The organism is Halohasta sp. A2 (genome assembly GCF_056175805.1).
In genome coordinates this window covers 39,551-62,510 of record NZ_JAQFWV010000014.1, presented here as the reverse complement: position 1 = coordinate 62,510, position 22,960 = coordinate 39,551, and the positions used below count along the sequence as shown (strand labels likewise).

General features: G+C 61.1%; 26 protein-coding genes and 1 pseudogene. 12 read left to right on the top strand and 15 right to left on the bottom strand.

Features of this window, described 5'->3' with window-relative positions; genetic code table 11:
- Window positions 1-97 (top strand): annotated as a pseudogene (locus O2S87_RS06565) (IS5/IS1182 family transposase); the annotation flags it as partial.
- Between the two features lie 36 nt (window positions 98-133).
- Window positions 134-703 (top strand): sensor histidine kinase, encoded by a 570-nt coding sequence (locus O2S87_RS06560; protein WP_475407997.1) that lies wholly within the window; start codon window positions 134-136, stop codon window positions 701-703.
- Window positions 704-751: 48 nt separating this feature from the next.
- Here O2S87_RS06560 and O2S87_RS06555 read toward each other — a convergent pair whose 3' ends face one another.
- On the bottom strand, window positions 752-1,969 hold the full coding sequence (locus O2S87_RS06555) for a putative manganese transporter (protein WP_475408002.1): 1,218 nt from the start codon (window positions 1,967-1,969) through the stop codon (window positions 752-754).
- Window positions 1,970-2,137: 168 nt separating this feature from the next.
- Window positions 2,138-3,388 carry a hypothetical protein gene (locus O2S87_RS06550; protein WP_475407996.1) on the bottom strand — a complete coding sequence of 417 codons (1,251 nt, stop codon included), beginning with the start codon at window positions 3,386-3,388 and terminating at the stop codon, window positions 2,138-2,140.
- 373 nt (window positions 3,389-3,761) lie between these two features.
- Here O2S87_RS06550 and O2S87_RS06545 point away from each other — a divergent pair, with 373 nt between their 5' ends.
- Window positions 3,762-4,340, top strand: coding sequence for a GNAT family N-acetyltransferase (locus O2S87_RS06545; protein ID WP_475407995.1), 579 nt, complete (start codon window positions 3,762-3,764; stop codon window positions 4,338-4,340).
- 49 nt (window positions 4,341-4,389) lie between these two features.
- Here O2S87_RS06545 and O2S87_RS06540 read toward each other — a convergent pair whose 3' ends face one another.
- Together O2S87_RS06540 and O2S87_RS06535 are read right to left on the bottom strand one after the other, a co-directional pair.
- Window positions 4,390-4,674: a DUF8142 family protein gene (locus O2S87_RS06540; RefSeq protein ID WP_475407994.1), complete on the bottom strand. Its 285-nt coding sequence runs from the start codon at window positions 4,672-4,674 to the stop codon at window positions 4,390-4,392.
- 57 nt (window positions 4,675-4,731) lie between these two features.
- The gene (locus tag O2S87_RS06535; protein ID WP_475407993.1) at window positions 4,732-5,010 is read right to left on the bottom strand and encodes a DUF7520 family protein; all 279 of its coding nucleotides are present in this window, start codon (window positions 5,008-5,010) and stop codon (window positions 4,732-4,734) included.
- Here O2S87_RS06535 and cdd point away from each other — a divergent pair.
- The 3 genes from cdd (at window position 4,992) to O2S87_RS06520 (ending at window position 7,682) form a co-directional block, all read left to right on the top strand.
- Complete coding sequence (cdd, locus tag O2S87_RS06530) at window positions 4,992-5,510, top strand: cytidine deaminase (RefSeq protein WP_475407992.1); 519 nt, start codon at window positions 4,992-4,994, stop codon at window positions 5,508-5,510. The two genes, O2S87_RS06535 and cdd, sit on opposite strands and share 19 nt — an antisense overlap.
- On the top strand, window positions 5,507-6,394 hold the full coding sequence (locus O2S87_RS06525; protein WP_475407991.1) for a nucleoside phosphorylase: 888 nt from the start codon (window positions 5,507-5,509) through the stop codon (window positions 6,392-6,394). Before cdd ends, O2S87_RS06525 begins: the two co-directional genes overlap by 4 nt.
- 121 nt (window positions 6,395-6,515) lie before the next feature.
- Window positions 6,516-7,682, top strand: a complete 1,167-nt coding sequence (locus tag O2S87_RS06520) for an NAD(P)/FAD-dependent oxidoreductase (protein WP_475407990.1) — start codon at window positions 6,516-6,518, stop codon at window positions 7,680-7,682.
- Between the two features lie 85 nt (window positions 7,683-7,767).
- Here O2S87_RS06520 and O2S87_RS06515 read toward each other — a convergent pair whose 3' ends face one another.
- Window positions 7,768-8,301 (bottom strand): Rrf2 family transcriptional regulator, encoded by a 534-nt coding sequence (locus O2S87_RS06515; RefSeq protein WP_475407989.1) that lies wholly within the window; start codon window positions 8,299-8,301, stop codon window positions 7,768-7,770.
- A 239-nt stretch (window positions 8,302-8,540) separates the two neighbouring features.
- Between O2S87_RS06515 and rocF the strand changes: the two genes are divergently transcribed.
- Window positions 8,541-9,449 carry an arginase gene (gene rocF, locus O2S87_RS06510; RefSeq protein ID WP_475407988.1) on the top strand — a complete coding sequence of 303 codons (909 nt, stop codon included), beginning with the start codon at window positions 8,541-8,543 and terminating at the stop codon, window positions 9,447-9,449.
- Window positions 9,450-9,501: 52 nt separating this feature from the next.
- Here rocF and O2S87_RS06505 read toward each other — a convergent pair whose 3' ends face one another.
- The 5 genes from O2S87_RS06505 to O2S87_RS06485 all read right to left on the bottom strand — a co-directional run bounded on the left by O2S87_RS06505 (window position 9,502) and on the right by O2S87_RS06485 (window position 14,138).
- A complete protein-coding gene (locus O2S87_RS06505) occupies window positions 9,502-10,458 on the bottom strand; it encodes a phytoene/squalene synthase family protein (RefSeq protein ID WP_475408001.1) in 957 nt (318 codons plus the stop codon).
- Window positions 10,459-10,592: 134 nt separating this feature from the next.
- Complete coding sequence (locus O2S87_RS06500) at window positions 10,593-10,718, bottom strand: HVO_2523 family zinc finger protein (RefSeq protein WP_475407987.1); 126 nt, start codon at window positions 10,716-10,718, stop codon at window positions 10,593-10,595.
- A 50-nt stretch (window positions 10,719-10,768) separates the two neighbouring features.
- The gene (gene cruF / locus O2S87_RS06495) at window positions 10,769-11,617 is read right to left on the bottom strand and encodes a bisanhydrobacterioruberin hydratase (RefSeq protein WP_475408000.1); all 849 of its coding nucleotides are present in this window, start codon (window positions 11,615-11,617) and stop codon (window positions 10,769-10,771) included.
- Between the two features lie 92 nt (window positions 11,618-11,709).
- Window positions 11,710-12,597 carry a prenyltransferase gene (locus O2S87_RS06490; RefSeq protein WP_475407986.1) on the bottom strand — a complete coding sequence of 296 codons (888 nt, stop codon included), beginning with the start codon at window positions 12,595-12,597 and terminating at the stop codon, window positions 11,710-11,712.
- Window positions 12,597-14,138, bottom strand: a complete 1,542-nt coding sequence (locus tag O2S87_RS06485) for a phytoene desaturase family protein (protein ID WP_475407985.1) — start codon at window positions 14,136-14,138, stop codon at window positions 12,597-12,599. Before O2S87_RS06485 ends, O2S87_RS06490 begins: the two co-directional genes overlap by 1 nt.
- A gap of 96 nt (window positions 14,139-14,234) precedes the next feature.
- On the opposite strand from O2S87_RS06485, the gene O2S87_RS06480 reads away from it, so the two are divergent.
- The gene (locus O2S87_RS06480; protein WP_475407984.1) at window positions 14,235-14,936 is read left to right on the top strand and encodes an SDR family NAD(P)-dependent oxidoreductase; all 702 of its coding nucleotides are present in this window, start codon (window positions 14,235-14,237) and stop codon (window positions 14,934-14,936) included.
- A 103-nt stretch (window positions 14,937-15,039) separates the two neighbouring features.
- Complete coding sequence (locus O2S87_RS06475; RefSeq protein ID WP_475407983.1) at window positions 15,040-15,183, top strand: hypothetical protein; 144 nt, start codon at window positions 15,040-15,042, stop codon at window positions 15,181-15,183.
- Window positions 15,184-15,192: 9 nt separating this feature from the next.
- Here the strand turns inward: O2S87_RS06475 and thiM are convergent, their stop codons facing one another.
- The 3 genes from thiM to O2S87_RS06460 are packed head-to-tail and all read right to left on the bottom strand — an operon-like array spanning window position 15,193 to window position 17,691.
- On the bottom strand, window positions 15,193-16,041 hold the full coding sequence (thiM, locus tag O2S87_RS06470) for a hydroxyethylthiazole kinase (protein ID WP_475407982.1): 849 nt from the start codon (window positions 16,039-16,041) through the stop codon (window positions 15,193-15,195).
- A complete protein-coding gene (gene thiE / locus O2S87_RS06465) occupies window positions 16,034-16,702 on the bottom strand; it encodes a thiamine phosphate synthase (protein ID WP_475407981.1) in 669 nt (222 codons plus the stop codon). Before thiE ends, thiM begins: the two co-directional genes overlap by 8 nt.
- A gap of 32 nt (window positions 16,703-16,734) precedes the next feature.
- Window positions 16,735-17,691: a diacylglycerol/lipid kinase family protein gene (locus O2S87_RS06460; protein WP_475407980.1), complete on the bottom strand. Its 957-nt coding sequence runs from the start codon at window positions 17,689-17,691 to the stop codon at window positions 16,735-16,737.
- 183 nt (window positions 17,692-17,874) lie between these two features.
- On the opposite strand from O2S87_RS06460, the gene O2S87_RS06455 reads away from it, so the two are divergent.
- A complete protein-coding gene (locus O2S87_RS06455) occupies window positions 17,875-19,605 on the top strand; it encodes a hypothetical protein (RefSeq protein ID WP_475407979.1) in 1,731 nt (576 codons plus the stop codon).
- A 194-nt stretch (window positions 19,606-19,799) separates the two neighbouring features.
- Window positions 19,800-20,174, top strand: a complete 375-nt coding sequence (locus O2S87_RS06450; protein WP_475407978.1) for a response regulator transcription factor — start codon at window positions 19,800-19,802, stop codon at window positions 20,172-20,174.
- Window positions 20,175-20,186: 12 nt separating this feature from the next.
- On the opposite strand, the gene O2S87_RS06445 is transcribed toward O2S87_RS06450, so the two are convergent.
- Both O2S87_RS06445 and O2S87_RS06440 read right to left on the bottom strand, forming a co-directional pair.
- Window positions 20,187-20,993, bottom strand: coding sequence for a CehA/McbA family metallohydrolase (locus O2S87_RS06445; protein WP_475407977.1), 807 nt, complete (start codon window positions 20,991-20,993; stop codon window positions 20,187-20,189).
- 122 nt (window positions 20,994-21,115) lie between these two features.
- Window positions 21,116-22,168, bottom strand: coding sequence for an NAD(P)/FAD-dependent oxidoreductase (locus O2S87_RS06440; RefSeq protein WP_475407976.1), 1,053 nt, complete (start codon window positions 22,166-22,168; stop codon window positions 21,116-21,118).
- A gap of 74 nt (window positions 22,169-22,242) precedes the next feature.
- Between O2S87_RS06440 and O2S87_RS06435 the strand changes: the two genes are divergently transcribed.
- Window positions 22,243-22,908 (top strand): HAD family hydrolase, encoded by a 666-nt coding sequence (locus O2S87_RS06435; RefSeq protein WP_475407975.1) that lies wholly within the window; start codon window positions 22,243-22,245, stop codon window positions 22,906-22,908.
- The last annotated feature ends 52 nt before the right edge of the window (window positions 22,909-22,960 follow it).

The window sequence follows — 22,960 nt, the reverse complement described above, 5'->3', positions numbered from 1 at the left end:
CGACGCCGTGCGAGCGCTGGGCTGGTATCGGCAGTTCCGTGAAATTGTCCTGATGTTCGCCATCATCAACATAGAACCACTGTGTGAACCGCTGTAACCGTGACTCAGCATCTATTCAACAGAGCAGATCGAAATGGTCGACAACGAGCACGCGGCGGTCGTCGAACGAAACCTCGAGCGGATGGAAACCATCATCGAAGACGTGCTCACACTCGCACGGCACGGTAAATCGGTCGAGGCGACCGAACTGATCGATCTCTCGGCGCTGGTTTCCGAGTGTTGGGAGCAGGTCGAAACCGCCGATGCCTCGCTGTCTGTTGCGTCGTCGATTCCGATCGAGGCCGACGAAAGCCGGTGTCGACACCTGTTTGAGAACCTGATCCGAAATAGCGTCGAACATGGGTCGACGAACACTGAAAACGCTGACAGCGTCGACTCCATTGCTAGGGGCGTCTCGATCACGGTCGGCTGGCTCAACGGCGGCTTTTTTTTCGAGGACGATGGGCCGGGGATTCCCCAAGACCGACGACAAGAGGTGTTCGAAGCCGGCTACACCACCAACCGATCAGGCACCGGATTCGGGCTGAACATCGTCCGTGAGATCGCCCACGCACACAACTGGTCGGTCGAGATTACCGATGGCGAAACCGGCGGGGCGAGATTCGAGTTTACTGGTGTGAGCGTCGACGAACCCGACGGATAAACCGATTGCCGGATACAAAGCGTAGTCGACGGATGAGGTAACGACGACTCAGGAGCCGAGCACGCCAAATCCGAACAGCGGCCCCCAGAGGAGATGGAGGCCGATGCCGACGATCAGTGCGGGGATCGTCGTATAAATGCTGGCGATGATGGCGGCCTTCTTATCGATAGCGATCAACGGGAACAGCGCGTCGCCGTCCTGGCTGATCGCGTTGGCTGTGAGCGCCGAAAACGGAATCCCGCCCTGCGTGTAGGCGCTCGCCAACACGATCTGTGGCCCACAGCCGGGGATGATCCCGAGTAGGGCGCCCCCTATGGGCGCGAGAACGCCCGCGGCGGCCGCAACAGCAGCGATATCGAAACTGAACAGCGCGACCGGGTACTCGTAGAGTAGATACGCCGCCACCACCCAGACCGTGACGAAACTCGTCTCCATCGCGGCGTGCTGAAACGTCTCGTAGAGGCTCGAAAACGTGTCTTTGGCCCGTCCGACATGGCCCTCACCGATGTAGTGTCGACCGACGAAGTAGAGGTAGATCGACAGCGACGTGCCGGTGATGCCGACGACGGTAAACAGCCCCGCAAACGAGGTGTCGACAACGAGCGCCTGATCCTGTGCGCCACCGAGCAGATAGATCGTCCCGAGGACGAACGCCGCGATGGCTGCAATCCACCAGACGAAGTGAACGGCGTGGCTCAGCGGCGTCAGCAGCCGCGAGTGTCTATCGGGGCCGCTTTCGTGGGAGTGGCCCGGTGTTGGCCCTTCGTACTCGTGGGCCGGGTTCGAACTTCGGCCAATAACGCTGACCGTATCGCCCCCATCGGTGACCGGCCGGCTGAGTTTGCTCACCGCGCGGTCGACGCGGCCGACACCGAGTCCGAACCGGTCGACTGCGTAGCCGAAGACGACCGCGGTCCCAAAGGCGATCCCGTAGGAGTAGAGCGCGGCCTCGGGTGCGAGCGCGAGGATGACGAACGCTGAGTCCCCCGCGGTGGCAATGAGCGTGGCCACAACAGTCCCGAAGCTCACCGTCCCCCTGATATACAGCGGCATCATCACGAGCGCGCCACCACAACCGGGCGTTAACCCCATGAGTGCGCCAACGAGTGGCTGGAACCGGCCGTTCTCGTCAAGTTTCTCGGTGAGTGCACCACGTGTTTTGTACTGGATGTAGCTAAACACGAGGATGGTCACGGCGACGAACGCACTAACCTGGAGATAGCCGTCACGAACCGAGCCGAGGAAAATGTCGACTATCTCAGTCAGCATTTTGGTGCTCACCCCGTTCGAGCACGCTGTTCCGCATACGAATTAGACTCATCTAAAAAATAGATTAGTCTAAACCTACAAAGGGGTTTCGACAGAACAGACCTTGTTCGTTACCCACCGTTGATGATTTCATGACTCGTGGTCTTTCTCGCCGCCTGCGATCGGTCACTCGGTCTCGAACTGGGCACGTACGGCGAGTCGCGACTCTTCGACTGAGATGTCTTCGGAGGTCGACCCACTGGTCAGCGTGTTTTGCAGATCCTCTTCGGAGAGTTCCGACTCCGAAGAGAGTCCGGCCAGTCGGGCTTCGAGAGCCGTGACCGTCCCGTTTTCGTCGACAGGTACGTCGAGAACACTCACGAACGAATCGACTACCTCAAAGACGGGATCGTCGTTGGACGGGCCATCACCTGAGCTTACAGCGCCGCGAAGGCGATCGGCTGGCGTTTCGGTTCCCCACACACCGATCGCGAGCGTCTCCGCGCCAGTCGACTCGAACAGCCACTCGCCATCCTCGTCGTCGATTACACGGTCGGCCATCGAGAGATAGCCGCTCAGAGTGTGGGCGAGAACCGATTCGGCCGCCGTCGACCGGCTCTCGTCTTCAAGCGGAACCAGGAGTTGCGTTTCGGAGACGGCGAACGCCAAGCCCGAGTCGACGCGTTGTTCGTAGATATCGAGTCCGCTTGGCTGGTCGACTCGCTGAAACGACGCGGAGACAGTGTCGGCGAGTATTTGTTGGTCGTACTCGCCGTGGAAGATCACGACTTCGTCACTGAGTGTGACTGCAGAGAGCTCACCGATCGCGTTGTCGATCGGCGGGGTCTGATTTTCTGAGTCGGTCGACTCGTTGCCCGTTAGTATACCACCATCCGTATCGTTGCTGGTCGCTTCGTCGTCAGTCGTATCGTTGCGGGTTGTTTCGTCGTCGGTTGTATCGTTGCCGGTCGTATCGTTTGTTACTGAGTCGTTTTCGAGTGCTCCACTGTCGCTCTCGTTGAGCGAGTCGACGACCGTACCCCCCGTGGTGCTCCCGTCAGTAGAGTCGGCACTCACGGCGGTGTTGGTTGCCTCGCGAAGCGCCGGCGCGAACGGATAGCTCTCGATGGTTTCGACCGCATCGAGAACAGTTTCGATACTGTACTGCGGAAGCCGCAATAGCGGCTGATCGGTATCAAGTGGACCATCCTGGGTGGCCTGCTGTACCGCTCGGAGCTTCGGAAGCCCAACGTGCATCACAACAACTCCCTCCGAGTCGTAGCTTTCGGCGGGCAGCCATGCACTGTGATCCGGCAGGTCGTACTCCTGTAGACCGTCTTCACCATCAGAAAGTCGCTCGTTGACGCCGAGACAACCCCCCACGGCGAACGACCCGGTCGACCCAGCAGCAGTCAGCAGGAACGTCCGTCGGTTCATACCATCATGTCTGCCTCCAGCTACAAGTACCATCGTGTGGCTATTCGTAGAGGTATTCTCCGTAATCCGCAGGGATAGACGGATTGGACCCACGTCTCTCGGCGATATCTCGCTCAGCCATCCTGAACTCGACCACGCAACTGCGTAGTTATTTTTCGGGTTACTATACTGTTTTTCATAGAAAGAATCCAACTATTTTCTCGACAGAGACCGGGCATGATCGTTTAGGGGATCGCATATCTCTGTCACTGCAAGGGGACTGCTTGGGAGGGCGGTCCCTCACTGTTTGCTGGCTGTCGACCGCTGTGTGGTAGAACTGTGCGGTGTTCAGGTGCCCGTGGGAGATTTACTAACCCGGCACGTAGCTGTCAGTATGTACGTCCGCGATGCTAAAAACCGAGACGAGGTCTGGTTGTTAGAACAGATCGATTCGATGGGCATCGATGCCGAAGCGTTTCGATCGCGTGACTACGTGCTGGCGGTCGACGAAGCGACTAACACGCGAGTTGGGTTCGGTCGACTTCGGGTACACTCCGGCGAACCCGACTGTTGTGAACTCACCGGTATCGGTACGCTCAGCGAGTGGCGTGGTCAGGGCGTCGGCGCGCACGTCGTCGAGCGATTGATCGCTGAAGCCGGTGACGAGGGGTTCAAGACCGTCTACGTCCTTTCGGATCAAGTCGAGTATCTCACCCAGTTCGGCTTTCGTCGGATCGAACCCGAAACGCTCCCCGACCAGCTTGCGGCCCGACTCAACCGCAAACGCGACAAGGTCTCCGAGGAGGTCGTTGCCCTTGCTGTCGGTGTCGACGGCTTCGAGATGCCAGACAGGCTCCGCGAGGCGTTTAAAACCGCGACGTCGGACGAGGAGTCGACCGAACCGGCAGAGACGGCCGAAGATTTCGGAATCGACCCCAATGCGGCGACATATAAGTACGATACGGGACGGTAGGCAGTGGCTACTGGCTTCCTCTCAGCGGTAAGAGATGACTACTGGCTCTCTACACCCCTTCACGGCCTTCGAGAAAGTCGGTACTGAAAACGATGTAGGTAAGCGCCGTACAGAACAGGATCGGCGGTAAGAGGAGAAACGCCCACAGCGGTTCGAGTCCCCACCCGAGAATGAGCACGACGTTAGCGAGCCCCAGCAGTAAAAACGGCAGCGAGTAGAGCGCCGCTCGCTTGCGCTTGCGTCCGGAATCGAGGATTTCGCTGTCCAGTATCTCCTCGCGAGATGGCTGGTCGGTCGACGAGTCGTCGGCGTCGTCGCCAGTCCGGGTTTCCATACGGATGGTAGGAGACCGAGACGCAAAAACGGTTCTCCATGCTCCTGTGGGTGTCTCTTACCGAGAGTGCGTATCGTACCGAGAGGCCAGCGAGACCGCCCCGTAGAGACACGTCACTGCAATCGCAACGACAACCATCCCGTAGACGGCCATCGCGCCGGGTGTGAGCGGAACCGTAAGAACGCCGAACACGCTAAGTTCGGTGAGCTCCTCGCCGCCGTTGGCACCCACAATAAAGCCGAGTAGACCGCCCAGAAGAATGACGCCCCCGCCGAGTCCAATGAGAATCCGTCGACCGAGTCCCGTGACGCCCGGCTGTGCGGCTTCGTCAGTCATCACCCACGCTTACACGGCTGGCCGTACATCCTTTTCGTTCGTGCCCGGAGTTATATACTTGGTCGGACCACCCATACAGTATGACCGTCGACCCATTGATAAAGCGGGCGCGAACCGCGAGTGAGAACTCCTACGCGCCGTACTCCGAGTACCGTGTCGGTGCCGCGCTGCGAACCGCCGACGGGAGCGTGTTCGTCGGCTGTAACATCGAGAACGCCAACTACTCGAACAGCCTGCACGCCGAGGAGGTCGCGATCGCCGAAGCGATCAAAACGGGCCACACCGAGTTCGACCGACTGGCCGTTTCGTCGTCGGCCCGTGATGGGGTGACACCCTGCGGGATGTGTCGACAGACGCTCACCGAGTTCGCGAGCGAGTCGCTCGAAATCGTCTGTGATCTCGGCGAGAGCGTCGAGACCTACAGCCTGGGCGAACTGTTGCCGAACACGATTTCGGCCCAGACGCTCGCTGACGCCGACCGAAGGGCCAATCGCCAATGACACGGCCAAGCGACGTCGACGAGTCGGTGGCTTCCGGAGGCGCGACTGATCGACACACCGCGGTTCCGGGAGATAGCGAGGATCCGAACGCCGACCGTCAGTACCACCTCGAGGTGACGAGTGCGGATGTCGCCGACAGCGTCCTCTTGCCGGGCAACCCCGACCGGATCGAGACGATCACCGATCGCTGGGACGAAGCCACCACGGTCGCGAGCCACCGCGAGTATCGCACCGCGACCGGTCTTTATAAGCAAACCCCGATCTCGGCGACGTCGACGGGTATTGGCGGGCCCTCGGCGGCGATTGCGCTCGAAGAACTCGCGCGCGTTGGCTGCGAGACGTTTATCCGGGTCGGGTCGTGTGGGGCCATCCAGCCCGAGATCGAGGTCGGTGATCTCGTTATCACCTCGGGAGCCATGCGCCAAGAGGGTACCAGCGAGGAGTACGTCGACCCAACGTACCCGGCCGTGGCCGACCACGAAGTCGTCAGCGCCTTGATTGCTGCCGCCGAGCGATTAGGCTATGACTATCACGTTGGCCGCACGATGAGTGCCGACAGCTTCTACGCGGGACAGGGCCGCGCTGGCTTCGGCGGCTACCAAGCGCCGGGGAGTGCCGAACTGGTCGACAGCCTGTGCAGTGCCAATATACTGAACATCGAAATGGAGGCCGCGACGATCCTGACACTGGCTGGCCTCTACGGGCTTCGTGCCGGTGCAGTGTGTGCGGTGTACGCCAACCGACAGACTGGCGAGTTCCGAACCGACGGAGATTCACGGGCGTCGGAAACCGCGAGCCTCGCGGTCGCCCTGTTGGCCCGGATGGACCGTCGCAAACGCGAGGCAGGTGTGAGCTACTGGCATGCGGGGCTGTCTCTCGATTGAGCCAAACCCTACCTAACAGCCATTTACCGCCACTTTGCGGCGTGTTCGCTCACAACCGTCGACACGTACGTCTGCCTGCGGTTTCAAAGCCGATTTATCCGATGCCGTTGGACATCTACACATGACAGCTCATGTCGTCGTTGTCGGTGCCGGCTATGCTGGTGCTGGAACGGTGAAATCGTTCGAAAACGAGATCGAGTCGGGAGAAGCCGAGCTCACCTGGATTTCGGAGCACGACTACCATCTCGTTCTTCACGAAACGCACCGTGTGATCCGCAAGCCGCAGGTCGAATCGAAGGTCGCCATCCCGGTCGACGAGATCAAATCGCCGGAGACGAACTTCATTCGCGACCGGGTGACCGGTGTCGACACCGACGAGCGGACGATCGAGCTCCGCGACGGCGAGGACGTCGAGTACGACTACCTACTGGTCGGCCTCGGCAGCGCAACCGCCTTCTACGGCATCGACGGCCTCGAAGAGTACTCCCACACGCTCAAGAGCCTCGACGACGCCCGTGGGATTCACGAAGCGATTCGGAGCGCCGCCCAGGAAGCGACCCAAAGCGAGCCCGCCCAGATTCTCGTCGGCGGAGCCGGACTGTCGGGAATCCAGACCGCAGGCGAGATCGCCGAGTACCGCGACCTCCACCGCGCGCCGCTCGACATCAAACTGGTCGAAGGCCTCGACGAGGTCTTTCCCGGCCAGGACCCCGAGGTCCAGGGCGCACTCAGAAAACGCCTGCTCGACCGCGATATCGAGATTCTCACCGGCGAGTTCATCTCGGAAGTCGACGAGGAGACGGTCTATCTCGGCGAAGACAGCGAACTCGACTACGACGTGCTGATCTGGACCGGCGGTATTACCGGTCAACGAGAGATCGCCGACGCAGATGTCGACAAAGACGAGCGGTCGAACCGCGTGTTTGCCGAGTCGGACTTCCAGACGAGTGACGAGCGCGTGTTCGCGATCGGTGACGCTGCCCTCGTCGATCAGGGCAACGACGACGTCGCCCCGCCGACTGCCCAGGCAGCCTGGACGGCCGCCGAGGTCGCAGGCGAGAACCTCGCCCGCGCTGTTCGCGGTGCACCACTGAAATCCTGGAAGCACAAAGACAAGGGAACAGTCATTTCGGTTGGCGACGAGGCGGTTGCCCACGACGTGATGGGTGTTCCGATCAACACGTTCGGCGGTCCGGCTGCCAAAGCCTTGAAAAAGGGGATCGCCTGCAACTGGATCGCGGACATCACGTCGGTCAAGCGCGCCGCGAGCGCGTGGAGCGACATGTAGAAGCGGGGAATAGACACATTCGGTAGTTTTTCGCGTTGCGACGCTCTGTTTGCGAGTTACCAAAGAAGCGAGCTGAGCGGGTCGACTAGTGGGCTGGCTCTTCGGCGGGCGCGAGCATATCGTCGATCTGCAGAATGAGAATGTTGTTCGTGTCGTCTTTCGCATCGAGCGTGCCGGTGATACGGAGCTTCGACAGCGGCGTCGGGCCCACAATGACTTCGTCACCCTCGTGGAAGTTTCGTACGGAGCCTTGGAGGTGGATCTCGGCTCGACAGAGTTCGGGGTGGTGGACGCTCGAAAGATCGATGCTTTCGACGTTTGCGTTCTCGACGACCTCGTCGTTGTGGAACAGCGGAACGGATGCTGCATCGTCCATCTCGTCGACGTCAAGCGCCTCGTACGCATTGGCGGTCGGTTTATAACCGCCTTTCGGGCCCGGAACCCCTTCGACGAGCTGGAGGGCTTTGAGACTCTGCATTTGGTTGCGAATCGTTCCTGGATTACGGTTTACTTCTTCGGCGATGTCTTCGCCTTTGACGGCGTCTTCGGTTTGGCGATGGATGTTCGTCAGCGCAGTCAGGATCGTTTTCTGACTCGGTGTGAGTTCGATTGATGACATATGAACTGCTAAGAGCGGATCGTTCATAAATCCGATGGAAAACTAGTAACAATTCGGTGCCAAACATGCCGTAGAACAGGGGTGTTCACTCGTTGCACCCGCGTTTGTACTGGGTGAGTTCGGACAGCCGAGCTATCGAGAACATCCCGATGGCTTGCGAGACCGAAATCTGGTACCGAGCGGTTTGGACGGGGTGAGTTGCCCCCACTGATAAATAGTCTCCGTCCAACGAGGACGATATGGCTCGAACGGTACGTGTTATCGGTGCACCAACCGACTACGGGGCGAACAGACGCGGCGTCGACATGGGGCCGTCGGCGATTCGGTACGCTGGACTGGCCGACCAGCTCGGATCTGCCGGTGTCGAGACCGTCGACGCGGGCGATATTCGAGCCCCGCACGCCGAAGAGTGTGACCGCAAAACACGGTCGGTTCGCCCAGGAGGCACCAACTTCTTCGAGCAAACCAAAGCCGTCTGCCGACAGCTCTCTGAAACCGTCGAATCAGCCCTCTCGGCCGACGAGCTTCCGGTGGTTCTCGGCGGCGATCACTCGGTTGCGATCGGCTCAGTGAGTGGATCGTCGACCGCGGGGCCGCTTGGGGCAATCTGGTTCGACGCACACGCGGATCTGAACACACCGTCGACGTCGACATCGGGCAACATTCACGGCATGCCGTTGGCGGCGATTCTCGGTATCGACGAGTTCGCCGACCACCCGTGGGCGAGAGCGCCGAACCTCCGCGAAGAGAACGTCGCACTGGTCGGGCTTCGGAGCCTCGATGCGGCCGAAAAGCAGCTGATCGAAGCGCGCGATCTCACGGTGTTCACCATGTCGGAGATCGACAGCCGCGGGTGTACGGCCGTCGTCGAAGACGCCATCGAGGTCGCGACCGACGGCGTCGACAGTATCCACGTGAGTCTCGATCTCGACTGGCTCGATCCGACCGAGGCCCCAGGTGTCGGCACGCCAGTTCGCGGCGGCGTCACCTACCGTGAAGCCCACTCGGCGATGGAACAGGTCGCTGCGAACACGACCGTCCGGTCGCTGGATCTCGTTGAGGTCAATCCGACGCTGGATCAGTACAACGAAACGGCCGAACTCGCGACGGAACTCGCTGCGAGCGCGCTCGGAAAACGGATTCTCTGAGCTGGTTATAAATAGCTTACCGAGACATCGAGTAGGCAGTGACTACTGTACACTACCGAACCGGTAGCCTGTCGACTAACTCCGCCCCACGGGTGATCATTCCGCCGCGACCTTCGCCCGCGGTGATGTTTCGAAACACGGCTTCGGGCTCTTTGTTCCAGATCCACTGCCACCGAGTGCGCGCCAGGAGCGCGAATTTGCGTGCGGCACTGAGTTGGGGCGTCTCCGAGAGCACGTCGTACTCGCGGTTGCGAATAAGTCGGTGGTGGTCGACGTAGAGCACGGCCGAAAGCAGCACCGCGAGCTGGCAGTCTTCGGGGAGATACTTGATGCCAGCGACGCCGGTGTGATACAGCCCTTCGGCCCGGCTCAGTTCGTCTTCCATCACGGCGGCCATCTTCGCGTCCATCTCGAAGTTCATCAGCTGGTCTTCGGTCACACCGTGGCGTTCGAGCGTCGACTGCGGCAGGTAGATCCGGTCGCGCTCGACAATGTCCTCTCGAACGTCCCGAAGGAAGTTCGTCAGCTGGAACGCCTCTCCGAGCGCGGTCGCGTGGGTGAGCGCCTGCGATGGGTTCTCCGGTTCCATCACCGCGGTCATCATCCGGCCGACCGCCGAGGCCGATCCATCCATGTAGGCTTCGAGTTCGGCGTACGTTTCGTAGCGGTCGGTTTCGATGTCCGAAACCATCGCGTCGATGAACGTGTCGACATCCGCATCGTCGATGTCGTGGGTTTCGCGAAGCTCGGCGAACGCCGCCAGCACAGGGTCGTCCGTGTCACGCTCGCCCAGTGCAGCGGCTCGGATCCGTTCGAGCTCGGCGCGTTGTTCGGCTGGCGAGCTCTCGCCCGCATCGTCGACTACCTCGTCAGCGACACGGAAAAACGCGTATAACACGTAGGTCGGTTCCCTGATCCGTTTTGGCAACAGTTGAGTGGCGACGTGGAACGTTTTTCCGGTGCGCTGTTGAATCGCTTTACTCCGGGCGATCTGTTCGTCTCCTACCATGGCTCTCCGAGAGCCGTAGGTCGTCTCGTCGGCCGATTCCGGCGGCACAGCATATAGCGTATATATGCACGCAATCGACATAACAGTTCGTACATGAAGGACGTACCACTGACGTTTGTGTAGAATTCAACCCGTCAGTAGAACGTATCCGAGCAGTCGTAGACCACGCCGTGAGTCGGACAGACGTACTTGCAGTGGCGGTGGTTCATCGACGCCCCACAGATCGGACAGGGTCGACCGGGCGGTACCTCTTCGTCCATACCATACCGACGCTGAGGGTCCACATTACTGTTCGCGTTCGTGACCGAACTCACCGGTCGTCGACTCGTGGGAGATAGATCCCCGCCGACGGCCGTAGCAGGCCGGTGTCGAACCGTTTGGCCCGAAGAATCACCACACCGAAGCCGACTGCGACCGCGACAGCCAGCCAGTTGCCGAACCAGACGTTAATGCCGCCCCAGAGAATGACGAAACTCACGACGTCGTCGAGCATGAACGCACACTGGTCAAGTCGGACCTGGAGAACCGCTCGGTCGAACGTCGCATCGAACACTCCGACCGCGACAGTCGCGCTCAACACCCATCCCGCGAAGTTCGACAGCGGCACGCCGTAGAACACGCCACCGTCGTCGTACTGCCAAAACCCCAACCCAACCGCCGCCGGATCGAGCACCACGTCCATCGCCACGACAGCGGGAATCACGACCGCGAGTCGAACCAGCCGCGAGTCGACGCGCTCGCCGAGCGACAACAGCGACAGCACGTAGGCGTTCATCACGATCGGAAGGAAAAAGACGGGCAGGGCAGCCGGGATCTCGCCGATCATCGGCCCGAGGCTGATTCCGTACTCGAACGCGCCGTAGGGCCACCCGGTCGACACGCCCAGATACTCGATCAGGTAGGTGTAGCCGACGACGAGGCCCAGCCCAGCGAACGCCCGCCGGTCGACCGCTGGCAGCACGCCAACGAACAGTGGTGCGGACATCACGACCGTCCCGAACAGGATCAGTGGCGGATTGAACCGAAGCAGTTCCGGAATGAACGACCAGCCTTCGGCGCTTCCCAGCAGCATGACCGCACCGACCAGTGGGAAGAAGACGGCGATCGTAAACCGGTTGCCGTCGACGAACGCGTCCAGCCAGGCGACGGTATCGGGCATCGTTCGTGGAAGTCCCGAGAGCGCAGACTGCAGGCTATCTGCTTCTCGAATCCTGGTGTGTTGGCTCGGTTCGGTTTCTGTCACGGACTCGCTCACGGAAGCACCTCCCAGACGGGAACGAGTTCCCACAGCGCGCCGAGCGTAATCAGCGTCCCGACCGCGGTGTTGAGTGCAGGAAACCACCAGTAGGCACGCCCTACCGCGACCGATCCGACTGCAACCCAGGCGACAAAACACGGGTAGACCGCCAGCAGTGCGCCGAGTCGAAGGTCGACCAGTCCGAACGCGAGCGCCGCCGCGAGCCAACAGCCCGCGACGTAGCCGTAGGTCTGGCGGTCGCCGAGGGCGGTCGCTGTCGTCCGAATCCCCGCGGCTCGATCCGGTTCGATGTCCGGAATCGCCGAAAACGTGTGCATGCCCATCGTCCAGAGCCACGCCCCGGCGACGGCGAGAACAGGCGGCTGTCGACCCGCGACCACCACGTAGGCGGCGATCCCTGGTAGTATATAAAGGCCGTTCGAGATTGAGTCCAGAAACGGCGTTGTTTTGAACCGCAGCGGCGGTGCGCTGTACTCGACGGCGAGCAGCAGAAAGCCGACGAGCCACGGCCATGCTGACGGTGGTGTCATGGCAATCGTTCCAACGCCGAGCAGACCACAGACGACCACTGCCGCAGTCACCAGCCGGTCGCCCTGCCATCGGACTTCCTTGTTGTCTTTTTTCGGGTTCTCGGTGTCGACTTCGGCGTCGAAGATGTCGTTGACCCCGTACAGCAGGACGTTGGCGGGAAGCAGGAAGTAGGCGAAAAGCGCGAGGCTGGTCGGCAAGAACAGTTCGTCGACCGTGTTGGCACCAACTGCAACGCCGACCACAATCGGGCCAGCGAGATAGAACCAGAACCGTGGTCGCGAGAGCACCAGCAGGTAGCCGAGGCGGTCGGCCAGTCCGATACTGTCTGAGCCAGCGGTCACGGTCGACATCACTCTCCCATCGCGTCGGCCGTTAGTTGCCCACTAATCAGACACATCGGGACGCCAATACCGGGCGTGGTGTACGACCCCGTAAAGTAGAGACCGTCTACTTTCGAGGATTTCCTGGAGGGACGGAACAGCGACGTTTGGCGGAGCGTGTGGGCCATCCCGAGCGCAGTGCCCTGCATCGAGTTGTAGCGGTCGGAAAAATCGTCGACACAGAATACCTCTTCGGCGACGATTCGGTCCCGAAGGTCGACGCCGGTATTCTCGGCGATATCGTCGAGCACCAGATCGCGGTAGGTCTCGCGTAACTCGGGGGAGTCGTCGAGTCCAGCGGCGATGGGTACGAGCGCGAAGAGGTTGCTGTGGCCCTTCGGGGCGACACTGTCGTCGGTTTTCGAGGGGACACAGAGGTAGTAGGCCGGATCGTCGGGCCACGCGGGATCGTCAAAGATCGTCTCGAAGTGGTCGCTCCAATTCGTGGGGAGGACGAGCGTATGGTGGGCCAGTTCGTCGACGTCACCTTCGACGCCCAGATACAACAAGAACGCAGAGGGTGCGTAGGTTCGGGAGTCCCAGTAGTCGGCGCTGTACTGGCGTTTTTCGGGCGGCAAGAGCTCCTGTTCGGTGTGGGCGTAGTCAGCGTTCGAGACCACACGGTCGCACAGGTACTCCTCGCCGTGGGCCGTGCGGACGGCAAAGGCTCCCTTTCGTCCGGCGATTTCGGTTACGGGTTGGTCGGTGACAAAGTCGACGCCCAACTCCTCGGCGAGTTCGACGATGCCGTCGACTACACTCCCCATCCCGCCGTCGGGGTAGTAGACACCCATGTTGAAGTCGACGTGGCTCATCAGGTTGTAGAGCGCGGGCGTGTTCGTGGGTGCCCCACCCAAAAAGACGAGCGTGTACTGCATGATCTGCTGGAGCTTTGGGTGCTCGAAGTAGCCCTCGACGTGGCCTTGCATTTTGCCGAGCAGGGACAGGCCCCACGAGTAGCGCAGCACGTCGAGGTCAATGTAGTCACGGAGTCGAGGACGGTCGGTGTAGACGAAATGTTCCATGCCGACCTCGTAGGTGTACTGGGATTTATCGAGGTATCGGCCGAGAGCCTCGCCCGCGCCGGGTTCGTAGCTCTCGAACAGTTCTTTGTTGGCCTCCACGTCGGGAAGCAGATCGACCTGGTCGCCGTCTTTGAAGAAAATTCGATAGTGGGGATCGAGCCGCGACAGTGAATAGTAGTCCTCCGGTCGTTTGCCGAAGTGACCGAAAAATCGCTCGAAGACATCGGGCATCAGATACCACGAGGGGCCCATATCGAAGGTGAAGCCGTCGACTTCGAGGCGGCTCGCGCGGCCGCCCAGTTGCTCGTTTTTCTCGACGACGGTCACGTTCGCGCCCGCGTCGGCGAGATAACACGCCGTCGACAAGCCACCGAAGCCGCTGCCGATGACGACGATATCCTCGCCTTGGACTGCCGAGAGATCGCCGACATACCGTCCTTCGTCGCCGCCGTGTCTGTCGCTGTCCTCGTTCGAGACGGTGACCATTTATACGTCAAATAGGCCGGACGTACGTATAAAAGAACGGACTTCAGCCCCGAGGGGCCGCCGTAGTTTTAGGGTCGATCCGGCCAATGTCGACGCATGGATGACCAGACGGTACTGATCACTGGTGGGACTCGTGGTATTGGACGCGCAGTCGCCGAGCAGTTCGCCGCGGCTGGCGCGCAGGTCGTGCTCTGTGGCCGGGACCTCGCGGGCGTCAACCGTACCGTTACTCGATTGAACAACGCGATCGGTAGTGAGCGAGTCTCCGGAATTCGTGCGGATGTTCGAGATACCAGTGACATCAGAAAATTGGTCGACCACGCGGTCGATCGCGGCGGCGAGGTCGACGTTCTCATCGCGAATGCCGCAGTCAATCACGGCACGCCCGGCGAGATGCCGCTCGACGAGGAGTCCGACAGCGTCTATTACGACACGATGGAGACGAACGTACGAGGGGTGTTTTCAACCGTCAAATACGTCGTGCCATCTCTCGCACCCGAAGGTCGTGTTCTGATTCCGTCAGGGAGTATCGCCCACACCGCAAAGCCCGGAATGGGTGTGTATGCCGTCTCGAAAGCCGCTGTCGAGGGGCTGGCCCGTGGCTTTGGGGCCGACCTTGAGCAGCCCGTTTGCGTCGTCGACCCCGGTCTCGTCGCGACCGACCTCACTGGCATCCAGAAAGCCCGCGATCCGAGCGACATCGCCCCGATGTACCAGTGGGTGGCCACCGAGGCCGACCCAGCCGAGATCGACGGCGAGCGTGTCGATCTAAAAACCTGGAAACGGTCGACGCGGTAGAGACCGACTACAAGGAAAAACAGTCACGACTCCGATCGGGTCCATCGTTTTATTGAGTCTGCCAGCGAATATGGTATTGAGTGCCACAGGCACGTGATTCCCCATGAATGACGCCGACGACTACTACCGAACACTCGTTGAAGACAGGAAGCGTCGCTCCCGGAGGCGACAACCTGTAGACTCGGTCGACCGCGCGGCCGCGGCTATCGGCGAACCGCTATCGCCGGCGGACGTCGACCACGTCTGAGCCACTTCTTTATATACTGCGTTCGACTCGCGTGAATCGCTCGGCTGGGTCGACAGCCATTTCACGAGCCACTTCCGGGGTGAAGTTCCAGACGGAATCGAGGAAGTTGACCCGATAGCTGGCCGGGCCGTTGCGGTCGAGCTCTGCGGCACGTTCGCCGACGAGCCCGAACGCGAGCGTGGCGTGGAGCCCGGCGGTCAGTGGGTCGGTGAGGCTACCGCTAAAAGTTGCAATCGTGCTGCCGAGCATACAGCCCGTCCCGACGACCTCGCCCATCATCTCGTGGCCGGAGTCGACGCGGTAGGCAGTCGCAGCATTTGCCACGATGTCGGTTACACCCGAGGCGACGACAACGGCGTCGGTCGCATCCGCGAGTGCCATCGCCGTGGCGTCGATCTTGTCGTAGTCGCCGACCGACTCGACGCCCTTGACTTCGGCCTCGGCTCCCGCCAGCGCGCTGATCTCGCCGTAGTTGCCTTTGATCGCCGTAAAATCAACTTCGGAAAGCAGGCTCTCGACGACCTCGGTTCGGGTGGGTGTCGCCCCGACGCCGACCGGATCCAGGACGACCGGAACGCCGAGTTCGTTGGCCGCACGGCCCGCGTTGTGGAGTGCCTCGATGTTCGTCTCGCTCATCCGGCCTGTGTTGAGCAAGAGCCCGCCAGCCAGTTGCACCATTTCGGGTGCCTCGTCGGGCGCGTCGGACATCACCGGCAGAGCGCCCCAGTGGAGTGTGATCTGTGCGAGATCGTTTTTCGTCACCTCGTTGGTGAGGTGCTGGATCAGCGGTTCGACCTCGCGGATACGCGACAGCGACTCGGACAGCGCATCTCTCGACAGCTGGGGTTCACTAGTCATCGTTGGCCTCCACAGCGTCGACGGCCTCGGCGTCGACTGCTGCTCGAAGTTCGCGGGCGGCGGCCGCCGGATCGTCGGCAGCGGTGATCGCACTGATGACGGCGACCGAACTCGCACCGGCCTGGATCGTTGCCGCCGCATTCTCAGCAGTTATCCCACCGATTGCGACAACTGGAATCTTTACCGTCTGGATGATCTTGGCGAGTTCGTCGAGTCCGAGTCCGTCGTCGGCGGTCGGGGCTTCGGGTTTCGAGGTCGTCCCGTAGATCGCACCAACGCCGAGATAGTCCGCGCCGGTGATCGCTGCAAGTCTGGCCTCCGAGACTGTCGACACGGAGGCACCGATAATCGCCTCGTCGCCCAGTTGCTCGCGGGCCACCGAAATGGGGAGATCCGACTGGCCGAGGTGGACGCCGTCGGCACCGATGGCGTTGGCAATGTCGACCCGGTCGTTGACGATCAGGTCGACGCCCGACTCGGCGGTCAACTCGCGGAGTTCGATGCCGAGATCGTAGCGCGAGCGAGCGCCGGTTCCCTTCTCGCGGAGTTGGACCGCGTCGATACCTCCCTCGATGGCTTGCTCGACGATTTCGAGGGTCGATCGACCCGCCGAGAGCGACTCCTGGGAGACGAGATACGTTCGCCACTGGTCCGGATTCATGTGTGGTACAATACAGCGATCACGCAAGCAGGTTACGGTATCGGCTCGTACGTCTCGCCGACGGCGATGCACAGTGACCGTGGCTTGATTCGGAGCGCAAATCGCTGACAGCGGATTATTTCGCCATCGAGACTGAACGCTACTGGCTCGTCGTCCGGCACAGTGATGTCGACCGCCGAGACGGTGTACCGATTGGTCCACGGCGTCTTCTGATTAAACAGTCGTTCGGCTGCAGCCGTTTGCAACAAGCCGACCGCGCCGGTATCGGTCACGAGCGTCACGTCGAAGCGCCCGTCCTCCATATGGCCTTGCTCGCTGCCACTTGGTGGAAACCGTCGACCGTTGCCCACAAGCACCCCAACGGCGTTTCCCGTCCAGACCGGCGTTCGATCCGGCGGGTCGTACATCGAGACGTCGACACGGAGGCTCTCGAAGCTCCGAACCGTCCGAAGCGTCGAGATCAGATACGCTGTGGCTCCAAAGCGGCGTTTGAGTGCCGAACTCGTCGCCGCGCTCGCCTCGGCGGTCAGTCCGCCGACACAGGAGTTGACAAATGGGCGACTGTTGGCGAATGCGAGGTCGACCCAGCGGCGCTCTCCCTTGTCGAGAACGGCGAAAGCATGGTCGATGTCGGTAATGCCGATGTTGTGGGCGAAGTTGTTGCCCGTTCCGCAGGGGACGACGCCGACGGTGACACGGTCGAGTGCGTCGACGGCCTCGATTCCACGAATGACCTGGTTGAGCGTGCCGTCCCCACCGGCAGCGACAACGAGCGTCGCGCCCGCTTCAGCGGCCGCGGCCGCCAGCGTCGCGTCGTGGCCCGGATGCTGGGTTTCGCGAACCGTAAAGCCGTAGTCGGCCGCTAGCGACCGTACCGCCGCGCCGTGGTCCGCGCTGCCACTGACGGTGTTACAAACGACAACGCGGTCGACAGTTTGCGAACTAGTGAGATCGTTATTGGTCGTGCTGGAGTGGCCAGTGGGTGCCATCGAGAGTGTGGAGTCGACCGACGGCGGCGAGCCTCAAGACAGTTTTCGCTCTTGTACCTGACCAATCAGTCTCGATACCCGATTCAGACGACTCAACGGCCCGCCTGAGTCTCGTTTCAGTGGATCTATCCACATATCGGAAACCAGAGATAAGTGACTGCCACACGTTGTAACGCAACGATTATGGCAGATTCAGATACGAGTCCCCGAAACATCACGACCGATCACGACACAATCAGAGAGTGGGTCGAAGCCCGCGACGGCCAGCCCGCCCACATCACAGACTCGGTCGAAGACACCGCCAGCAGCCTGTATATCGTTCGCGAGGACGAGGAGATGGCGGATCTCGAACCGGTATCGTGGAACGAGTTCTTCGAGACGTTCGAGGACGAACGGCTGGCGTTCGTCTATCAGGACCGCGACGTCGGCGAGACCGACGAGTGGATCTACGATCTGGTCGACCGCGAGGAGGTCGCCGAACGTGCGAGTCTCGAAGGGTCCGACGTCGAGGAAGCGCTGCTCGAAGGCGAGATTGTCCAAAGCGAGATCACCGAAACGAAAGTCATCGAGAAGACGGTCGTCGAAACCGACCAAATCGAAAGCCAGATCGTCGACAGCGAGATCATCGAGAGTAACGTGGTCGACCGCGAGACGATCGACCGCGAACTCATCGGCGCGGAGTTCACCGACGCGCCGAGCCACCTCACCGCGACGCTCGGCCCGGAACACAGCGAACATGCCGTTGGCTCCGAGGTCGACGAGGTCGATCGGTCGGATCGGACGGCGGTCGAAACCGGTATGGATGCTGACACCACTGACACCACCACAGCTGGGACGCAGACCGAATCAGAGACAACGGAGAAAGACCAGACTGCCATGCGGGGTGAGCCGATGGGAGGCGAAGAGATGCTTGGCCAGCACGTGGGCGGCGATGAAACGAGTAGCCAAGAGATGGGAGATGAAAAAATGGGTGACGAGCAACCCGTAGACGAGTCGACGCCTGGTCTGGACATCGAGGACCACGTCGTTCTCGACGTGCAGGATACAGTTCGGACGACGACCGAGATTTTCGACCGCAAAACCGTCGAAAGCCGCGTCGTCGAACAGGAGATCACCGAGGCCGACACCGTCGAGAGCGATGCAGTCGACATCGAGGGTGTCGAGGCGAGCATTCTCGAAAGCGACCTCATCGAAGGCGAGATCGTCGACGAGCAGTCGACCGAGGGCGAGACGGTCGAGACCGAAACCGAGACCGGGAGTCTGCCGAGCGGGGCGATCACCAGCGAGCGAACCGAGGGCGATGCGATCCACAGCCAGTTCGTCGAGCGCCGACTTGTCGAAACCGAGTCGACCGAACACCACCAGGTGACGTGTGGAATCGACGATCACAGACTGGTCGACACGGTCGACAGCCGAGCGACGGTCGTCGAGCGAGCGATCGTCGACCGCGAAACCGACGAGGAAGTCATGCTTCGGGAGACCGACGCAGACAGGTCGACGGCCGATGCGGACCGCTCGACAGCCGACGACCAACAGCGAGCCGCCGAAGCGACCGCGGTCGGAACCGACCAGGGAATGGCCGGTGCTGACGCCGAAACCCAGGCCCAACCGGGCGGCGAAACCGGTGCGAGTCGCTCGGCCGAGTCGACCGACCAACCCAGCGATCCATCGGAAAAACGGGCAGTCACCGAAGACGAGATCGGCAAGACGGTTATGTCGGGCGACAAGGAAATCGGGATGGTCAGCGACGTCGACACCGAAACCCAGACACTCTACGTCGATCCCGAACCGAGCCTTACCGACAAAATCAAAGCTGCCCTCGATATGGGCGACTCCGACGATGATAGCTACCCAGTCGAAGAAGACCAGATCGAAGCCGTCGACGACGATACCGTTCGAATCGTCGAACTGTAACGTCGTTCATCGCTGACTAGATAATATATTTTATACGAATGCGATCCGAGACGGGTGTCCGTCGGGAGCGTCGGCTAGCGGCCCAACCCAAATCAACGAGCGTGATACTTATAATTCGATGGCTATTTTGCTTAAATATTGTCGAGAACCTATGGGTGAGTAACTACTAAATATCCACCCGCCAATCTTGCTGTATGAGTGAGAGGGCGTTAGTTGTCGACGACTCGTCGTTTCAACGAACGATCGTTTCGAACACGATCGACGACTGGTTCGATATCGTCGCTACTGCTGAAAACGGGAACGAAGCGATCGCGGAGTTCAAAAAGGAACACCCGGACGTCGTCACGATGGACATTATGATGCCGGAGATGGACGGTATTACCGCCGTTGAGCGGATCAAAGAGATCTCGCCGGAGACGATCATCGTGATGGTCACGAGCGTCAAACAGAAAGAAAAGATGCGCGAAGCCGCCCGTGCGGGAGCCGATGGCTACGTCACCAAACCGGTCAACACGAAAAAACTCCGCGACGAGTTCGCCGAGGTGCTCGACTGGCCCGCCGTCAGATAGCGCCAGGATGGATTATCTGATCGTCGACAGCATCGCAGCGAGCCCTTGGGCCCCTTTCGTCACACCGAACTTGGCCAACGACCCTCCTTTGATTGCACCGAACTTCGCGTAGGAGGCCGTCGTGACCGCCCCGACCTTGGCGTAGTAGCCGCTTTTCCGGCCAGCACCGATACAGTAGTGGCGCGCGGCCATCGGGATCGGCGCGCGTCGACCCTGCACCGCCGTCGACCCTTCACGGATCGCTGCCAGCACGTCCGCTGCGGTTACCGACTCGCGGTCGACGGCATCGAGCGTGATTTCGGTGTACGCGCGACCGACGTACGGGAGCGTGTGAGCGTCGCTGGCGGCCACCGCGGGATAGCCGAACGCGTCGGCAAACCGGCGGGCGCGACGGTTTTTGTATCCCGTGAAGAGCCACGCGTTGAAGGACTCGATCGCGTCGACGTCCGGAATGTGTTTTTTGCGAACGCCGTGGCGCGTTCGCTGAAACGGGTGAGGAACGATCGCGACGCCGCCGTGGTCGCGGATCCACGCGACGGTCTCGTCGTACGGCGCGCGCCGCGGCGGCATCTCTTCGACACCGATCACCAAGAGGTGGCCGTGGGCCGTCGACACCTCAACGCCCGGAATCCCGACGAGTCCGTACTCCGGCGCCAACTCCGCAGCCTGCAGCGATTCGTCGATGGTGTCGTGGTCGGTAATGACGACGCCGTCTAGGCCGATGTCAGCGGCGTGTTCCAGAATCAGATCGACTGGCTCGCTCCCGTCGTAGGAGCCCTCCGAGTGTACGTGCAGGTCGATCTGGAGGGTGGTGCCCATTGTCGACTCCCTCTACGAGCGTCAACGTAAAAAGAAATTCGCCGGATATTGCACGAGTCCGTCCCTCCATATGACCTGTAAAGACCCATACAACTCAGTTGCCAGCGAGTATCACGGCACGCTCACCGATCAGTGGTGAGATCGTCCGCACGGTCGACGCCGCTCCAGAACGCCTCGTGTGCTCGTCCGTCTCCGCTCAGCCAGTCGCCAGCGACGAACAACCCGTACTCGGCCAGTGGATCGAGCGCTGCGGCGTCGACACCCGCATCAGGTAGCGCGTACCGCCAGCCCTGGTCGTCGACCCAGTCGGGTTCGGCGAGCCGATCGTCCTTCAGCAGTTCGGCAGCCATCGCGGCCACCTCCTCGCTGGCCGATTCGAGGGGGTCGTCGTAGTGGGCGGTCGACCAGTCGGGGGCCATCTGGACGACGAGCAAGCTCTCGCCGTCGGGGACGTGGCCTGTCTTGCACTCCTCGCGGGCGAGCCAACCGATTGCGTGATCGCGGTCGGTGTTGACCAACGCATAGTAGGGTCGGTCAACGTTGAAGGGGTAGTGGAGGACCAGGGTTCGGATAGTTCGGAAGGGAACCCCGTCGACGGCGCTAGCTGCCTCGGTGAGCACGGTCTCGTCAGCGTCGTCGAGAGTCACCGACGCCAGCAGGTCGGCCGTCTGTGGCGCAGGTGGCGTGAGTACGACTGACTCGAAGGGGCCGTGGTCGACGCCCTCGGTATCGGTCAGCGTCCAGCCCTCAGCGTTGTTAGAAAGGGAATCGATGCGGGTTTCCTTTTTTATTGTGACGGTACTTTGGTCGGCCAGACGTTTGGCGAACTGCGTGATTCCCTCGGTCCACGTCCACTTGTGAGCCTGCTGTCGGTCGCCGGGCGAGATCTCGCCCGCCGAATCGAACGTCCAGACCGGTTCGTCGATGTCGACCAGTCCCTCCTCACCGAGTTGTCGGACTAACTCGTCGGTTCGGCCGTCGCTATCCTTGATGTAGTTCGCGCCGTGGTCGTACCGACACCCGTTGCGTCGACGGGTCGCCGCGCGGCCGCCGACGCCGCGGCTCTTTTCGAGAATCGTCACGTCGACCGTGTTTCCGAGCTCGTATCCAACGCCGATACCCGCGAGTCCTGCGCCCACGACACAGATTTTTTCGGCCGCCGGTTCCGTACTCATACTGTACCTGACGGGGTCGACCGGCTAAAACCTTGGTCGGATGCGTTTTGAGGCTCGCGTTCGTTAAGGTCGATATGTACGATGCGGTGATATTCGATAACGACGGGGTGTTGGTCACCCGAACGCCGTACGACGCCCTCGTCGAGGCTACGTGGGCGGCGTTCGACGACGCCGGCGTCGTGAGTCCCGACCCCGCGGTCGTCGAGTCGATGGTGATCGACGTCACGCCCAAACGTGTCGAACGAGTCGCCAAGCGGTTCGGCCTCGATGCCGAAGCGTTCTGGGAGCGCCGGGACCGACTGTCGAGCGATCGCCAGCGGATCGAAGCCCGTGCTGGCCGCAAGACACCCTACGAGGACGTAAGCGCGCTCGACCGGCTGTCGATTCCACTGGGAATCGTGAGCTCGAACCAACAGTCGACGGTCGACTTTCTGTTGGACTACTTCGGTCTCGGATCGTACTTTGCAGTCGCCGTGGGTCGCCAGCCGACGCTCACCAGCCTCGACCGAAAGAAGCCCGATCCGTTTTATCTCAACAGCGCAATCGAGGCGCTCGATGCCGACTCGCCGCTGTTCGTTGGCGACAACGATTCGGACCTCAAGGCCGCCGAAAACGCTGGCATCGACTCGGCGTTCATCCGTCGACCACACCGCCGTACCCATCAGCCTACCCCGACGCCGACCCACATCGTCGACGACCTCCACGACATCGTCGGACTCTGTCGGTCGGCGACGGTCTAAATTCGACTGTATTCGACCTCCACTCGTAATCGATGGGGCCGACAGCGACCAA

Coding starts and splice junctions, on each gene's coding strand:
- O2S87_RS06560 (WP_475407997.1), top strand. CDS start 134: ATGGTCGACAACGAGCACGCGGCGGTCGTCGAACGAAACCTCGAGCGG.
- O2S87_RS06550 (WP_475407996.1), bottom strand. CDS start 3,388: ATGAACCGACGGACGTTCCTGCTGACTGCTGCTGGGTCGACCGGGTCG.
- O2S87_RS06545 (WP_475407995.1), top strand. CDS start 3,762: ATGTACGTCCGCGATGCTAAAAACCGAGACGAGGTCTGGTTGTTAGAA.
- O2S87_RS06540 (WP_475407994.1), bottom strand. CDS start 4,674: ATGGAAACCCGGACTGGCGACGACGCCGACGACTCGTCGACCGACCAG.
- O2S87_RS06535 (WP_475407993.1), bottom strand. CDS start 5,010: ATGACTGACGAAGCCGCACAGCCGGGCGTCACGGGACTCGGTCGACGG.
- O2S87_RS06525 (WP_475407991.1), top strand. CDS start 5,507: ATGACACGGCCAAGCGACGTCGACGAGTCGGTGGCTTCCGGAGGCGCG.
- O2S87_RS06520 (WP_475407990.1), top strand. CDS start 6,516: ATGACAGCTCATGTCGTCGTTGTCGGTGCCGGCTATGCTGGTGCTGGA.
- O2S87_RS06515 (WP_475407989.1), bottom strand. CDS start 8,301: ATGTCATCAATCGAACTCACACCGAGTCAGAAAACGATCCTGACTGCG.
- rocF (WP_475407988.1), top strand. CDS start 8,541: ATGGCTCGAACGGTACGTGTTATCGGTGCACCAACCGACTACGGGGCG.
- O2S87_RS06505 (WP_475408001.1), bottom strand. CDS start 10,458: ATGGTAGGAGACGAACAGATCGCCCGGAGTAAAGCGATTCAACAGCGC.
- O2S87_RS06500 (WP_475407987.1), bottom strand. CDS start 10,718: ATGGACGAAGAGGTACCGCCCGGTCGACCCTGTCCGATCTGTGGGGCG.
- cruF (WP_475408000.1), bottom strand. CDS start 11,617: ATGCCCGATACCGTCGCCTGGCTGGACGCGTTCGTCGACGGCAACCGG.
- O2S87_RS06490 (WP_475407986.1), bottom strand. CDS start 12,597: ATGTCGACCGTGACCGCTGGCTCAGACAGTATCGGACTGGCCGACCGC.
- O2S87_RS06485 (WP_475407985.1), bottom strand. CDS start 14,138: ATGGTCACCGTCTCGAACGAGGACAGCGACAGACACGGCGGCGACGAA.
- O2S87_RS06480 (WP_475407984.1), top strand. CDS start 14,235: ATGGATGACCAGACGGTACTGATCACTGGTGGGACTCGTGGTATTGGA.
- O2S87_RS06475 (WP_475407983.1), top strand. CDS start 15,040: ATGAATGACGCCGACGACTACTACCGAACACTCGTTGAAGACAGGAAG.
- thiM (WP_475407982.1), bottom strand. CDS start 16,041: ATGACTAGTGAACCCCAGCTGTCGAGAGATGCGCTGTCCGAGTCGCTG.
- thiE (WP_475407981.1), bottom strand. CDS start 16,702: ATGAATCCGGACCAGTGGCGAACGTATCTCGTCTCCCAGGAGTCGCTC.
- O2S87_RS06460 (WP_475407980.1), bottom strand. CDS start 17,691: ATGGCACCCACTGGCCACTCCAGCACGACCAATAACGATCTCACTAGT.
- O2S87_RS06455 (WP_475407979.1), top strand. CDS start 17,875: ATGGCAGATTCAGATACGAGTCCCCGAAACATCACGACCGATCACGAC.
- O2S87_RS06450 (WP_475407978.1), top strand. CDS start 19,800: ATGAGTGAGAGGGCGTTAGTTGTCGACGACTCGTCGTTTCAACGAACG.
- O2S87_RS06445 (WP_475407977.1), bottom strand. CDS start 20,993: ATGGGCACCACCCTCCAGATCGACCTGCACGTACACTCGGAGGGCTCC.
- O2S87_RS06440 (WP_475407976.1), bottom strand. CDS start 22,168: ATGAGTACGGAACCGGCGGCCGAAAAAATCTGTGTCGTGGGCGCAGGA.
- O2S87_RS06435 (WP_475407975.1), top strand. CDS start 22,243: ATGTACGATGCGGTGATATTCGATAACGACGGGGTGTTGGTCACCCGA.